General features: G+C 46.5%; 13 protein-coding genes and 2 pseudogenes. 9 read left to right on the plus strand and 6 right to left on the minus strand.

All coding sequences use genetic code 11. The annotated features are described in order from the left end of the window. Positions 1–502 precede the first annotated feature (502 nt). The 4 genes and pseudogenes from ltrA to C1A10_RS01870 all read left to right on the plus strand — a co-directional run. Positions 503–2,485, plus strand: a complete 1,983-nt coding sequence (ltrA, locus tag C1A10_RS01855) for a group II intron reverse transcriptase/maturase (RefSeq protein ID WP_101908601.1) — start codon at positions 503–505, stop codon at positions 2,483–2,485. A 156-nt stretch (positions 2,486–2,641) separates the two neighbouring features. Beyond that, positions 2,642–2,875, plus strand: a pseudogene (locus tag C1A10_RS01860) (DUF3852 family protein); the annotation flags it as partial. A gap of 599 nt (positions 2,876–3,474) precedes the next feature. Beyond that, the gene (locus C1A10_RS01865; protein WP_101908603.1) at positions 3,475–5,292 is read left to right on the plus strand and encodes a reverse transcriptase domain-containing protein; all 1,818 of its coding nucleotides are present in this window, start codon (positions 3,475–3,477) and stop codon (positions 5,290–5,292) included. Between the two features lie 102 nt (positions 5,293–5,394). Then, a pseudogene (locus tag C1A10_RS01870) lies at positions 5,395–5,502 on the plus strand (DUF3852 family protein); the annotation flags it as partial. 46 nt (positions 5,503–5,548) lie between these two features. On the opposite strand, the gene C1A10_RS01875 reads toward C1A10_RS01870, so the two are convergent. Further along, on the minus strand, positions 5,549–5,917 hold the full coding sequence (locus C1A10_RS01875; RefSeq protein WP_101908604.1) for a YkvA family protein: 369 nt from the start codon (positions 5,915–5,917) through the stop codon (positions 5,549–5,551). Between the two features lie 3 nt (positions 5,918–5,920). After that, a complete protein-coding gene (locus C1A10_RS01880) occupies positions 5,921–6,637 on the minus strand; it encodes a sulfite exporter TauE/SafE family protein (RefSeq protein WP_101908605.1) in 717 nt (238 codons plus the stop codon). A 166-nt stretch (positions 6,638–6,803) separates the two neighbouring features. Here C1A10_RS01880 and C1A10_RS01885 point away from each other — a divergent pair, with 166 nt between their 5' ends. The 4 genes from C1A10_RS01885 (at position 6,804) to C1A10_RS01900 (ending at position 9,205) form a co-directional block, all read left to right on the plus strand. After that, positions 6,804–7,706 carry a conjugal transfer protein TrbL family protein gene (locus C1A10_RS01885; protein WP_101908606.1) on the plus strand — a complete coding sequence of 301 codons (903 nt, stop codon included), beginning with the start codon at positions 6,804–6,806 and terminating at the stop codon, positions 7,704–7,706. Then, positions 7,703–8,266, plus strand: a complete 564-nt coding sequence (locus tag C1A10_RS01890; RefSeq protein ID WP_101908607.1) for a DUF7768 domain-containing protein — start codon at positions 7,703–7,705, stop codon at positions 8,264–8,266. The genes C1A10_RS01885 and C1A10_RS01890 overlap by 4 nt, the downstream gene beginning before the upstream one ends. A gap of 13 nt (positions 8,267–8,279) precedes the next feature. After that, positions 8,280–8,549, plus strand: a complete 270-nt coding sequence (locus tag C1A10_RS01895; protein WP_101908608.1) for a hypothetical protein — start codon at positions 8,280–8,282, stop codon at positions 8,547–8,549. A gap of 68 nt (positions 8,550–8,617) precedes the next feature. Then, positions 8,618–9,205 (plus strand): hypothetical protein, encoded by a 588-nt coding sequence (locus C1A10_RS01900; RefSeq protein ID WP_101908609.1) that lies wholly within the window; start codon positions 8,618–8,620, stop codon positions 9,203–9,205. Positions 9,206–9,283: 78 nt separating this feature from the next. Here the strand turns inward: C1A10_RS01900 and C1A10_RS01905 are convergent, their stop codons facing one another. The 4 genes from C1A10_RS01905 to C1A10_RS01920 form a co-directional block, all read right to left on the minus strand. Continuing rightward, on the minus strand, positions 9,284–9,631 hold the full coding sequence (locus tag C1A10_RS01905; RefSeq protein WP_101908610.1) for a thioredoxin family protein: 348 nt from the start codon (positions 9,629–9,631) through the stop codon (positions 9,284–9,286). Positions 9,632–9,666: 35 nt separating this feature from the next. Continuing rightward, a complete protein-coding gene (locus tag C1A10_RS01910) occupies positions 9,667–10,428 on the minus strand; it encodes a DUF2703 domain-containing protein (RefSeq protein ID WP_101908611.1) in 762 nt (253 codons plus the stop codon). 14 nt (positions 10,429–10,442) lie between these two features. Next, positions 10,443–11,456, minus strand: coding sequence for a permease (locus C1A10_RS01915; RefSeq protein ID WP_101908612.1), 1,014 nt, complete (start codon positions 11,454–11,456; stop codon positions 10,443–10,445). A gap of 91 nt (positions 11,457–11,547) precedes the next feature. Further along, a complete protein-coding gene (locus C1A10_RS01920; protein WP_180950940.1) occupies positions 11,548–11,865 on the minus strand; it encodes an ArsR/SmtB family transcription factor in 318 nt (105 codons plus the stop codon). 93 nt (positions 11,866–11,958) lie between these two features. Between C1A10_RS01920 and C1A10_RS01925 the strand changes: the two genes are divergently transcribed. Further along, the gene (locus tag C1A10_RS01925) at positions 11,959–13,548 is read left to right on the plus strand and encodes a VirB4 family type IV secretion system protein (RefSeq protein WP_242968803.1); all 1,590 of its coding nucleotides are present in this window, start codon (positions 11,959–11,961) and stop codon (positions 13,546–13,548) included. Positions 13,549–13,899 lie beyond the last annotated feature (351 nt).

A 13,899-nucleotide genomic window follows, 5' to 3' on the forward strand; every position in this document is an offset into this window, starting at 1 on the left:
GGTGTGGTCTATATGCCGGAGGTCTATCAATACCTATGGTGAGAATGTGGGTAGTTAGCCCGCTGACGAATTTCCGAATGAAAGGGTCTAAAAGTCGATACAATCGAAAGGTTGTAACCGTGTCATGCGGTGTGCGTGAGGATAAGTAAAATAGTGCCCATGAAAGTCCTTACGGCATTACAGGTGCCGTCCAACGTACAGGCTCAAAGGAAAACCTAAGGGTATTGGAAATTGGATAGGAATATCGGAACGTAGAAAGGTCAGGACGTGGAGCGCATTGCAGCGTAAGGAAGCGGTATCAGGGAAAGCGGTCACCGTATAACCTGATTTAATCTGGCTGAGAGCAGTGGCATAGTACCTATGAAACCGTGGAAACACGGCGGAGGGATAGCCACAAGTCGAGAATGATTCTGAAAAACAGTAAGGTAAAAGCAGACAATATCATAGGTTCGAGTAAGACTAAGAAAGGCAGGCCCGCCATTAAAAGCGAGGTGAGCCGACTATGACAGCGACAGGCAAGCAAAGGAAAAAGGCAAAATTACGCCATGCTGAATACTACGGCCTTCAGGAAATCTTTGATAAGCTGTATGCCGACAGCAAAAACGGTCGCATTTTCAAAGACCTTATGCCGCTGATAACAGCGGAGGAAAATATCAAGCTGGCATACCGCAATATCAGGAAAAACAAAGGAAATAGGACAGCAGGCACAGACAACCGGACAATCGAAAATCTATCCAAGTTAAGTGATGAACGGCTGGTTTACCTTGTCCAGCGAAAATTGAGTTGGTACGAACCCCAGCCGGTGCGCAGGGTAGAAATACCGAAACCAAATGACCCGACAAAAATGCGCCCGCTCGGTATACCAACCATCATGGACAGGCTGATACAGCAATGCGTGTTGCAGGTGCTGGAACCAATATGCGAAGCCAAATTTCACGACAACAGTCACGGCTTTCGCCCAAACCGAAGCACTGAACACGCCATAGCGCAGGCGGTTAAAATGATGCAGTTAAGCGGACTTTCTTTTGTGGTTGACATAGACATCAAAGGATTTTTCGATAACGTCAGTCATGGGAAACTGCTCAAGCAAATGTGGACAATGGGAATACGGGATAAAACCCTGCTCTCAATCATATCCGCAATGCTGAAAGCAGAAGTAGCCGGAATAGGATTTCCAGAAAAAGGAACACCTCAAGGCGGCGTCATTTCCCCGCTTCTTTCAAATATCGTGCTGAATGAACTGGATTGGTGGATAGCAAGCCAATGGGAAAACATGCCTACAAAACGGCAATATTCCACCGGAATTAGTGCAAACGGTGCTCCGATTCACAGCAGTCGATATGGCTCGCTTAGAAATCTGACCAACCTGAAGGAATGCTACATTGTGCGTTATGCCGATGATTTTCGCATATTTTGCAGAAAGCGTGGCGACGCGGAAAAGGTGTTCCATGCTGTTCAGGATTGGCTTAAGCACCGTCTGGGGCTTGAAATCAATCGGGATAAATCACAAATCGTTAATCTGAAAAAGGGATACTCCGAATTCTTGGGCTTTAAGATGAAGCTGATTCGCAGAGGCGCAAAAGCAAGCGGAGAGCCAAAATATATCGTTAAAAGCCACATCACTGACAAATCAAAGGAAAAGATTGTCCGAAAAGCGCGCGCACTCATACATGATATTGAGTTCCACACAGACGGAAAAGACGGTCAATATACCGCCGTATCCATGTATAACTCATTCGTTATCGGAGTGCATAACTACTACAACATGGCTACCCATGTTCAGAAGGATTTTAGGGGAATTGCCTTTCCAATCTACAAGAGCCTGAAAGCAAGACTCCGTGAACGGCTGAAAACAAAGTCGTGGCTGGAAAGCAGGAAAATTCAATATACCATACCAAAGCACATACAGGAGGCATACGGAAAAAGTGCACAAATCCGGTTTATCGGCACCAATGATACAAAAGTGCTGGTGCCAATCGGTTATGTGTCTCATAAATATCCCCGTATGAAAGCGAGAGTCGTTAATAAATACACGCCGGAAGGCAGGGCTGCCATTCATAAAGGGCTGGAGCGGATAGATAAAAACATCCTGCACTACCTGATGAGAAACCCTGTCCGCCATAAAACGGTGGAGTTTAATGATAATCGCCTTTCCCTGTACTGTGCACAGCATGGAAAATGTGCGGTCAGCAAACAGATTCTGGACAGAGATGAGGTTCACTGCCATCATATAGTACCAAAACACTGTGGCGGTACAGATGAATATGCGAACTTAATCATTGTTTCTGAACGGATGCACCAGCTTATTCATGCAAACAATCCTACAACGGTATTTGAATTACTCTCGCATTTCAGCTTAACAAAACCGCAAATTAAAAAGCTCAATCAGCTTCGGAAGCTTGCAATCGTTGATAACTGCTTTATCATACCAGAAGAAATTCCCGATGGAACGCCGTGTGAGGGGAAACTCTCATGCACGGTGTGAAGCGGGGGAAAATCCGGTGATGACATCAAAGGATTACCTATCGCTATTAGCTCCGGTTAGGCCCTGAAGAATATCAACAGAAAAAGAACAGGATCGCAGGGCATAAAGCCCTACGGTCTTTTCTTTTAACAACTAAATGGAAAGGTGGATAGATTTATGAAAAAAAGTAAAAAGGTCTTTATTATTTTTTGCGCCGTTACACTTATGGTTTCGATGTTCTGTGTGACCGCTTATGCCGCTGGCAGCGGCGATGTCGCCGGAGCCGTTCAAGGAACATGGAAAACAGCTTCTCAGCAAATTAAAACCGTTGTCAACAATGTCGTGTTCCCGGCCATTGATCTGATTCTGGCTGTGTTTTTCTTTGCCAAATTGGGCACGGCTTATTTCGATTGTGCGCCCGTAACGGCGATGTAATAATTCTGGACTTGGCAATCCAGCGGGTAAAAGCTCATTTGCCCGTCATCAACCGGCTTACCTGAGAGGGAAACCTCATAGGGGAAAATAGCACACCGGTAAACCCATGAGTTGGGCAGTTGTCAGCCCACGACTGAATGGGAAGATGAAACAGATGATATGAGGATAAAAGCCATACTGCCTGAAGCGCAGTCCGAGAGGTTTATGTAGGAACTTTGGCGAAAGACAGCTATCGCCATACCGCACAGCCACAATACATTAGTCGAGTATATGTGGGTGAGCTTCTGTGTGGCTCAACTCCGTATGGAGAAAAGGACGGAAACGCTATCCGACAATCATCTACGCTATTATTACATTGCTAAACGGGGATTGCCTAACCCGAAATGCCGGAAATCCGGCTATGCGTAATGCCTTTGTGGTGATAAATTTCAAGGCTTTGCCAAGAAAGATGACGCTGAATATTCGGCATGGCAACGGAGCCGCCGTAGTAGTCCGAGTGCGGTAACGCCGCATACATGGCGAAGGGCGGCAGCTTGTTATCTTAACAATAGAGAAAGGAAGGTGTGTGATACACCATGAGAAATCCAATCAATATGTTAAGCAGTTTACAGAACCACAGTAGTGACAGGTCGTATACCTTTGAACGGCTCTACCGCAATCTGTATAACCGTGAGCTGTTTTTGCTGGCTTATCAGAATATCTATGCCAGCCAAGGGAATATGACAAAAGGCACCGATGGAAAAACCATCGACGCAATGAGCCTGAATCGCATTGATGGCATGATTGCGAGCCTAAAGGACGAGAGCTATCAGCCACAACCATCAAGAAGAACCTATATCCCAAAGAAAAACGGAAAAATGCGTCCGTTGGGAATCCCTTCTTTTGACGATAAGCTGGTACAGGAATGTGTGCGGCTCCTGCTGGAAGCAGTATATGAGGGCGGTTTTGCGAAAACCTCGCATGGCTTTCGCCCAAAACATAGCTGCCATACGGCACTTAGTCAAGCACAGGTCTGTTTTACTGGCGTGAAGTGGTTTGTTGAGGGAGATATTAAAGGCTTCTTTGACAATATCAATCATGAAGTCATGATTGGGATATTAGCGGAACGTATCAAAGATGAAAAATTTCTGCGTCTTATCCGCAAGTTTCTAAAGGCTGGATATTTAGAGGATTGGCAGTACCATAACACCTACAGCGGTACGCCGCAGGGCGGTATCATCAGCCCCATTCTTGCCAACATCTATCTGGATAAATTGGACAGGTATATGGAGGAACTGAAAAAGCGGTTTGATAAGGGAGCTGTCCGTGCTGTCTATCCTGAAACCTATGAGCTGGAGAAAAAACGTGGGGTGCTTGCCAAGAAATTGCGCAACACCAATTCAGAGGAAGAAAAGCAGGTGCTCACAGAGAAAATTCGTGAGATTGACCGTAAAAAGCTGACGATTCCTTATTCCGACCCGTTTGATACCAGCTTTAAGCGACTTCAATATGTCCGTTATGCTGATGATTTTCTTATCGGCGTTATTGGCAGTAAAGAGGACGCAATCGCAATAAAGGAACAGGTAAAGGCTTTTGTTGCTGACACGCTGATCTTAGAGCTGTCAGATGAAAAAACGCTGATAACCCATTCCGAAAAAAGAGCAAGGTTTTTGGGGTATGACATTTATGTACGGCGTTCTACCGCTACCAAAAAGGATAAGACAGGGCGGCTCTGCCGCCACCTGAACGGCACTGTCTGTTTGGAAATGCCAACGGAGCTTATGCGTAAAAAGCTATTGGAATACAGTGCTATGACCATTGAAAAAACGGTCTATGGCAAAGACAACTGGAAAGCGAAAGCCCGGTACTATCTCAAGGATAACGATGACCTCGAAATCCTTGACCAGTACAACAGTGAAATCAGGGGCTTCCGCAATTACTACCGTATTGCCAATAACGCCGCTCATGCCAGCTCTTTTGGCTATATCATGCAGTACAGTATGTTCAAAACCTTTGCGACCAAATATCGCACAACCATGCGCAGAATGATTGAGAAACTGCGTATCGGCAAGAACTTTGGAGTACGCTTCACTGATAAAGAGGGAAAGACAAAAACACGACTGTTTTACAATGAGGGTTTCGCAAGAAAGCCTTTGCAGAAAAATGCCGTTGTAGACGTTATCCCCCAAACTGTGATGTATTCCAGTAAAACAAGCTTGATGGCAAGGCTGTCCGCAGGGCAATGCGAGCTGTGCGGCAAAACTGACTGTGAGATTGAAATTCACCATGTCAGGAAGCTCAAAGACCTGAAAGGTAAAAGCTATTGGGAGCGCTTTATGATTGCGAGAAACCGCAAGACGCTGGCGCTCTGCTTAGACTGTCACGAAAAGTTACACTCTGGAAAACTGAATTAACAAGTGGAGAGCCGTGTGCATCGAGAGGTGCAAGCACGGTTCGGGGGCGAGTGTTCGGAAACCTGCCATAGGAATATGGTAAGGCGCTGGGCACTTAGCCCACATCGCAAGCACGGACAATTCGAATGGGCCGCGCCAGCGATTCTCTTCGCCTGTCTGGTGTTCACCTTGACCGCTCCGTTATACATCTGGAGTGTAGTGGGGATGTAATAATTCAGCCGGACAAGTTGAGAACAGCTTGTCCGGCTGAATTTATCTAAAACCATATTGCCTTAACAACTAAAAATACGATCAGCAGCCACACTACCAGAATTGGCAACGCGTAATACCATCTCTTAGGCTTTCCGGCTGACCAAATTCCTTCTGCCTCCTCGCGGCATGCGTCGAAAACATCCGATGGAATCATCCGTATGGTGAGTGCCACCAGTGCTGGAAGCAGAATAATGTCATCTATGTAGCCCAGCACAGGAATAAAGTCGGGAATCAGATCAATTGGAGACAGTGCATACGTAACTGTCAATCCGGCAATTATCTTGGCTCCAATCGGAGTCTCTTTCTTTTTCATGGCAATAAATACTGCAGGAATATCTGTTTTGAGCTTTTTGGCCCGCTCCTTCAGGTTCATCCGTTATCCTCCGAATATCAGCATATATGCGCCTACAACACAGAGTAAAACGGCAACATATATCTGAAATTTCCCCTTTTCCATTTTCTTAATAATACGGTTTGACGCAAAGGTTCCGGCTATCATTGCCGCTCCCATTGCAAGCCCTGTAAGTAATGCCGATAAGTCAAGACCGATCAGTTTGCTGTATATGACAGTTTTCAGAATGTGCATTGCTGTGGCAGTCGTGGCTTCACTTGCAATATAGGCAACAGGCGGCAATCCAAGGGTCAGAAATGCCGCCGCTCCAATAGGCCCACCGCTTCCGGCAAGACCGGACAGAAGGCCGGTGGCCGCGCCACCGATAATCATGGCCCTTTTGCCATTTTTGAACTCCAATTTCTTAATCACCTTAATCAACACAAGGATAATCAAAACCCCGCCGATACAGCGAGTAACCATATCTTTCGGAAGCACAGAAAAGCCTAACGCACCCAGCGCAGCCAGCGGAAGCGCCGTTGCGCAAAACAATCCGACCGATTTCCAGTCGATCTGCTTTATTCCGAATGCCATACGAGAGAGATTCCCAATTAGCTGGGCAATGGTCAGCACAGGTACGGCGACTTCCGCGCCGACACAGGCAGTTACCACTGGCAGCAGTAAAAGAGCGCCACCGAAACCAGCGGCACCCGAAACAAAAGCTGCGATAAAGCTGGATAGTATTAAAATAGCGTAGATCATATCCGCCTTCAAAAATCAAAAGTATTTTCAATTTAAGTATAACACGGAAAGAGTGACATTCACATCTTTATGCAAGCACTGACTTGGTAGTTTTATGGATACAAGGACGTAAGCGTAATGAAATTATGGTTCCCGTTCTTTGTCTAGAAAGGAGTGGTGGCTTTAAATGTTCATATGGGACTTTGTCGCCGACACTGTTCTCGGTCAGATTGTGGACTGGATCTACGGTCAGATCGTGGGCTTTCTCGGCGATTTTTTTATGCAGATGGGCAACATGGGAGCAGACCTGTTCGATATGCCATGGGTACAATCAATCGTGCTGTTTTTCTCATACCTTGCATGGGCTTTATATGGTGTCGGCCTTGTTGTGGCTTGTTTTGAATGTGCCATTGAGTATCAGTCTGGCAGGGGCAGCATCAGGGATACGGCACTCAACGCCATCAAGGGTTTTATGGCAGTGGGGCTTTTCACAACGGTTCCGGTGGAACTGTATAAGCTGTCGGTGTCCCTGCAAGGCAGCTTTACCGCAGGCATTACTGGGCGAGGCACCGACTTTGGAACGGTAGCCGCGAATATTATCAACACGCTCAAAAGCGCCGGTGATGTCAATCAGGCCATGAGCAGCAATGTGTTCGGTGGTTTGACCGCCATCACGAGTCCGATCATGATGATCTTTATCCTCATCCTGATGGGCTATGCGGTCATCAAAGTGTTCTTTGCCAATCTGAAACGCGGAGGCATCCTGCTCATTCAGATTGCCGTAGGAAGCCTCTACATGTTCTCTGTTCCGAGAGGTTATATCGACGGCTTCGTGGGCTGGTGCAAGCAGGTCATAGGGCTGTGTCTGACGGCCTTTTTACAGGCTACGGTGCTGATTGCCGGGTTGATGGTGGTAAAGGATCACGCCCTCCTCGGCCTTGGACTCATGCTGGCGGCGGGTGAAATTCCCCGAATTGCCGGACAGTTCGGACTGGACACCAGCACAAAGGCAAACCTCATGGGAACCGTCTATGCGGCGCAGACCGCCGTGAACATGACGCGAACTGTGATACAGGCGGTGGCGAAATGAGTGAGAATAAGCTGGTCTATATCTGTTCGCCATACGCCGGTGACATAGAGAGAAATGTCGAATTTGCAAAGACGGCCTGCAGGTATGCCATGCGGCAGAATTGTACGCCGGTTGCTGTCCATCTTTTGTATCCGCAGCTTTTGGATGATTCCGAACCTGTCCAAAGACAGGCGGGCATCCGTATGGGGCTTCGGGTTTTAGAGGCCGTAGATGAACTGTGGTGTTGTGGTGACCAAATCTCCGCAGGCATGTGCGCGGAGATAGCCGCCGCCAAGCGGCTTGAGATCCCTGTAAAAGAAATACCGGAATCAGAAATCCAAGGAGGAATTGATATGGAGCAGTATGGAGTATGGGCGGTTCGCAGCGCCAATTCCGTATGCGGAGCAGCACAAAGCTGGTGTAAGCACAACGGCGAACCGATCAAATTTGATACTTACGAACAGGCGGCGGCTCATGCAAAATCTCTGAATGAAAATGCGTACAGCCCAAATGTTCATTATTACCCGAAAGAAATGGAGCCGGAACTGAAGCAATCTCCCGGCATGAGCATGAAGCTCTGAAGGAGGTCTGAGAATGTATATTTACCCCGATAACTTAAAATCCAAGGCTACCCTATGGCTGTGGCAGCTCCGCGATATCGGCATCATCGGTGTGGGCGCTTTGATTTCCATCCTCGCACTGACACAAATAAGGCTTATACCGCCGATTGTCATAACTGCCGTTTATGCCTTTCTGACCATCCGTTTTGAGGACACAAGTATACTGGATTTCATCCGGTATGCCTGTGCCTTTTTTATTGGTAAACAGCAAACTTACGAATGGGCGACTGAGCCTGCACACTAATCGCGCAATAAACATTGCGGAATTCGCAGCACGGTTTCCGCGTCTCGGATTTTGCGGAAAGGAAAGCTATGAGCAGAAAGAAAAAAGAGGCCAAACAAAAAGCGTCCACAAGACATCTCATGAACACCAAGGCCATCACGGATTACAGTTTACAGACTTATGGTCACGGTGAGCTGGTATATTTTCTGATAAAACCAAGCAACATCTCCGTTTTGTCGGAGGAAAGCATCGGCGCACGAATTTATGCCCTGATGACGGTTTTGAAAGGAATCGCCGAGATCGAAATGCTGTGCCTCAACAGCCGTGAAAATTTTGAGGACAACAAACAGTTTCTCCACAGCCGTATGGAGCAAGAACAGAATTCGGTTATTTGCAAGCTCCTTGAAAAAGACCTGAATTTCCTCGACCGGATACAGGTGCAGATGGCCACTGCCCGTGAATTCCTCATCATCATCCGTCTGCGTGATGAGAAGCAGAGTGAGGTGTTTCCGTATCTGTCCCGAATCGAAAAGTCCCTCAAGGAGCAGGGCTTCATCGCCAGCCGCGCAGGCAGTGAGGACATTAAAAAGCTGCTTGCTGTTTACTTTGAACAAAACGTGACTACGGAAAAGTTTGAGGATTTTGACGGAGAAAGATGGGTGATTCTGAATGAATAAAGATATGTATAAAATCAGGTCAATAGTTTCTCATAAAGCTGTTGACCTGATTGATTTATAATTACACTCCCGATCAATTCATCTTACTTTTTGCAGTATTTTAATGACCTCCTCAGTTTTAAGAACCTTACCGTAAGAAACTACTTTGCCGTCTACGACGAGAGCTGGTGTTGTCATCACACCATAGGCCGCAATCTGTGAAAAATCGGTTACATGGTCAATTGTTGTATCCATCCCCAATTGCTCCAGTGCAGCTTTGGTTGCGGCTTCAAGCTGATTGCATTTTGCGCAGCCGCTTCCCAGTACCTTGACACTTGCGCCTTCAGCTTTAGAATTTTCAGCCCTTGCCATGTTTTCAGCATCACAGTTGCCGCCACAGCAGCTTGAGGTTTCTTCCTTTTTCTTACCAAAGTTAAATAGTGCCATATTTACATTCTCCTTTATTAATTAATTTTTTTACATCAACAGCAGTTGCTGCCGCATGAGCAGGATGACTTATTGTTCTTACCCTCAAAAAATGCTTTCAGATTATCCGGCAGTTCATATCCTCCATAATTATCGCCGCTTGGTGTGCCGAATACAATTTTCAGAATTGCTTCGGCTAACATTGTCTTGGGTGGAATTTCGTAGCTCGCGCCTTCATATTCAAATAACCGGCAATCAACATCGCTCCCGCTGATTTCACTGCAGCAACCGCAACTGTTTTCTTTGACGGACTTGCAAATATCATGTCCGTTTATACGGATTGTGGGAGAAGATATAAATTGGTACCTTTCGGCAAGCTCTGCCGTTTCTATCTCGATTTTTTTGAACTCAACCTCATATCCTGCAAGCTTTAGGGCAGGAGTAAGCGTCATCAAAATCTCATCAAGAACGCTGTCTGTCCCAATGCATCGGTCGCAGGTCTTCAGATCGAGATACAGATATTCCACCAAGACTATCTTTTCAGTGGACGCACCACATCCGCAGGAACAGCAAGATTCAACTTCATGCTGTTTGCCGTTAGACGGCATCCAACCTGTGTTATCTCCCACATAAGTAATTGCTCCAACCGGACAGCGATTGCCACATCCATGACAATGGTCGATGCAGGATTCCGGATTTCTTACGACAGGTGATGGAGCCTTTGCGGCATCATAGACACTGTGCGGGCACTTTGCAACACAAGTTCCGCACTCGATGCATAGAGTATAATCGATAATCGGGTACCAGCTTTTAGCCATAATACTTCTCTCCTTTATACTAATAAAAATTGAAACGCGTTAAACGCATAGCCGATGATCATGATTCCTACAGCAACGATGCCGACAAATACTGCGAGCAGCTTCGGCTTGACCGCGCGACGCAGCATGATAATGGATGGAGCTGAAAGCGCGGTGACCGCCATCATGAAGGACAGGATTGTACCAAGCCCCACACCCTTATAGAACAGTGCTTCGGCAATTGGAATGGTTCCAAAAATATCTGCATACATCGGAATCCCTACCACTGTGGCAAGAATCACCGAGAAGGGATTGCGATCTCCGAGGACAGCCTGTATCAATTCGGTCGGAATCCAATCATGGATAACGGCTCCGATGCCTACGCCGATCAGCACATACAGAATGACCTTTTTCACTGTTGCCTGTACCTGTTCTTTGGCATAAACTAAGCGGTCACGTTTAGTAAGTTCGGGCGCTTCAATGTCCACGCTTCCGGCAGATTTTATAAAGTTTTCAACATACTTTTCCATTCCTAATTTTTCTATCAATGAACCGCCGATAACCGCGAGTATAAGTCCCACAATCACATAAGCCACGGCAACCTTCGTGCCGAATATGCTCATAAGAAGGACAAGCGATCCTAAATCCACAAGCGGAGACGAAATTAGGAAAGAGAATGTAATGCCGACTGGTAGACCCGCACTGGAAAAACCTATAAACAAAGGAATGGACGAGCACGAACAAAACGGCGTGATTGTACCCAGCAGAGCAGCTAATGTATTTGCTGTCAGGCCATGGAAACGTCCCAATATCTTTTTTGTCCGTTCCGGAGGGAAGTAGCTCTGAATGTAGCTGATAATAAAGATCAACACAGACAAAAGCACTAATATTTTGATTGTATCGTATATGAAGAACTGAACGCTTCCTCCTAAACGGCTGTTTATATCAAGACCAAGAGCAGATAATCCGCCGCCGATCAGACTGTTTAGCCACTTCATACCGAGGATCTGGCCCTGAAAAAAATCCCAGATAGCTTTCATTATTTGCATAGTGTGTGAACCTCACTTTCTTATAAGTAGACAATCATATCAAATATTTTTGATGTGTTGTGCCTTTAAAAAGCCATCGTTCAGATGGCTTTTAATTTTTGTTACAGCAATTATCATCTTTAATAACTATGTTCGGTGTTGTAAGCTCCTTTAGCAGTTCTCCGGCATAGGCGCTGCCGCTTTCACTGATTTTATAGTGTGTCCATTTGCCTTCCTGGCGACTTTCCACAATGCCTGATTCGACCAGTATCTTCATGTGGTATGAAAGTGCCGACTGTCCCATATCTAGCTGGTCGATCAAAACGCAGGCGCATTTTTCACCGCCGCGCAATAGTTCAAGTATCCGCAGACGCTTGTCATCACAAAACGCCTTGAACACTTTCGCGTGTTCCTCATAGATCGTTGTCAAGTTATCACCCCACATCAAAAATATTTGATATGTTATTAGTATATGCATCAAATCAAATTTTGTCAATATGAAATCAGAAAGAAGGAACCTGAAATGATTACCAAACAGAAAATCAAAAATGTGGAGGATGGTGAAATAAAAAAATTCCTCGACATGATCGCGCCTTCCATCATTAAATTCAATATTGACCATTTTATCTGCGGCAATACCTTCAGGTGTGTGTGGGCGCTTCGGGAGTACCCGACATCCACCGATGAGCAGGCAATCCTCCGGCACCTCGGCGAAAAGGACGGCATCACGCTGAGAATCTATACCCGCCATGTCACGCCTGTTGAGGAAAAAAAGATCATCAGCAATGCCGCTAATAAAAACCGCATGAACAAGAGCAATACTAATGATCTGCAGCAGACCGTTCTCGCGGAAAGCAACCTGCAGGATGTGGCTACCATCGTGGCACAGATGCACCGGAACCGTGAACCGCTGCTTCACGCCGCCGTATATATCGAGCTGTCTGCTCACGATATGGATCAGCTCAAGCTGCTGCAGACCGAAGTGCTGACGGAACTGATTCGATCCAAGCTCAATGTCGACCGTCTGATACTCCGCCAGCAGCAGGGCTTTCTCTGCGTCATGCCAAGCGGCTGGAACGTGTTCGGTGACCAGTTTGAGCGTGTGCTTCCTGCATCATCGGTCGCTAATCTTTATCCCTTCAATTACTCCGGCAAGACCGATCAGCATGGCTTTTACATCGGGCGGGACAAATTCGGTAGCAATGTGCTGGTGGATTTCAATAAAAGAGCCGACGATAAGACCAACGCCAACATCCTCATCCTCGGCAATTCCGGTCAGGGAAAGAGCTATCTTCTCAAGCTCATTTTGTGTAATCTGAGGGAATCCGGCATGAATGTGATTTGCCTCGATCCCGAAATGGAGTACGAGGATCTCACCAATAACCTCGGCGGCTGCTTCATCGACTTGATGTCCGGAGAGCATATCATCAATGTTCTGGAACCAAAAACATGGGACGAGAACGGCAGCCCGGATGACAAAGACGCACCGCAGGCATTCCGCTGTACATCCAAACTCAGCCAGCACATCAGCTTCCTCAAGGACTTTTTCAGGACATACAAGGATTTCTCAGACCGGCAGATCGATGTGATTGAAATCATGCTCCAGAAGCTCTATGAAAAATGGGGTATCACCGATCGCAGTAACTTTGACCGGCTGAAGCCTACGGATTATCCCATCCTATCCGATCTTTACGCTTTGATTGAGGCCGAATATAAAGATTTTGATACGAGCAGCCGCCAGCTCTATACCGCCGAACTTCTGCAGGAAATCCTCCTTGGCCTCCACTCCCTGTGTAAAGGGTCGGATGCCAAATTCTTTGACGGCCACACCAACATCACGGACGTCAGCTTCATTACCTTCGGAGTCAAGGGCTTGCTGCAGGCAAGTAAAAGTATCCGCAACGCCATGCTGTTTAATGTTCTTTCCTACATGAGCAACGAGCTGCTGACCACCGGAAACACCGCTGCCAGCATCGATGAATTTTATTTGTTCCTGACCAATCTCACAGCAGTGGAATATGTCCGAAACTTTATGAAGCGTGTCCGTAAAAAGGACAGCGCCGTGATCCTCGCCAGTCAAAACCTCGAAGATTGTGCGAAACGTTGTGCATAAATTTAGCTTAACAGGCTAAGTGAACAGCACCCGTCAGTTGCACTAAAACATTAGAAAATACTGATGAGAACTTAAATCTCGAATTCAAGGGGGCAGTACCCTTGCCGTGCAGAATTAACGCCGATGATGAAATGTTAAAATCTATGGCGGCACGAGAAGATGATACTCCACTGTGCGTTAGGCGACTGTAATCGCCTATGGTACAAAGCGTGGTAAAGTCGTAATTTGATGTTCTTGGCAACAAGGGCTATATAATGCGGTCATCTTGAACCTATGGTTATGATAGAAAAAGTTATGCAGCATCGTAAAGGTTTAGGGTCGAAAGACCAGCAAATGAAAAGGGGTATTTCC

Origin of the sequence: Marasmitruncus massiliensis (assembly GCF_900186535.1) — a bacterium.
In the GTDB taxonomy this organism is placed as follows: domain Bacteria; phylum Bacillota; class Clostridia; order Oscillospirales; family Ruminococcaceae; genus Anaerotruncus; species Anaerotruncus massiliensis_A.

Bases quoted from the DNA above. Each gene is read 5' to 3' on its own strand.
- C1A10_RS01865 (WP_101908603.1), top strand. From the start codon at position 3,475: ATGAGAAATCCAATCAATATGTTAAGCAGTTTACAGAACCACAGTAGT.
- C1A10_RS01895 (WP_101908608.1), top strand. From the start codon at position 8,280: ATGTATATTTACCCCGATAACTTAAAATCCAAGGCTACCCTATGGCTG.
- ltrA (WP_101908601.1), top strand. From the start codon at position 503: ATGACAGCGACAGGCAAGCAAAGGAAAAAGGCAAAATTACGCCATGCT.
- C1A10_RS01900 (WP_101908609.1), top strand. From the start codon at position 8,618: ATGAGCAGAAAGAAAAAAGAGGCCAAACAAAAAGCGTCCACAAGACAT.
- C1A10_RS01905 (WP_101908610.1), bottom strand. From the start codon at position 9,631: ATGGCACTATTTAACTTTGGTAAGAAAAAGGAAGAAACCTCAAGCTGC.
- C1A10_RS01925 (WP_242968803.1), top strand. From the start codon at position 11,959: ATGATTACCAAACAGAAAATCAAAAATGTGGAGGATGGTGAAATAAAA.
- C1A10_RS01890 (WP_101908607.1), top strand. From the start codon at position 7,703: ATGAGTGAGAATAAGCTGGTCTATATCTGTTCGCCATACGCCGGTGAC.
- C1A10_RS01885 (WP_101908606.1), top strand. From the start codon at position 6,804: ATGTTCATATGGGACTTTGTCGCCGACACTGTTCTCGGTCAGATTGTG.
- C1A10_RS01915 (WP_101908612.1), bottom strand. From the start codon at position 11,456: ATGCAAATAATGAAAGCTATCTGGGATTTTTTTCAGGGCCAGATCCTC.
- C1A10_RS01880 (WP_101908605.1), bottom strand. From the start codon at position 6,637: ATGATCTACGCTATTTTAATACTATCCAGCTTTATCGCAGCTTTTGTT.
- C1A10_RS01875 (WP_101908604.1), bottom strand. From the start codon at position 5,917: ATGAACCTGAAGGAGCGGGCCAAAAAGCTCAAAACAGATATTCCTGCA.
- C1A10_RS01910 (WP_101908611.1), bottom strand. From the start codon at position 10,428: ATGGCTAAAAGCTGGTACCCGATTATCGATTATACTCTATGCATCGAG.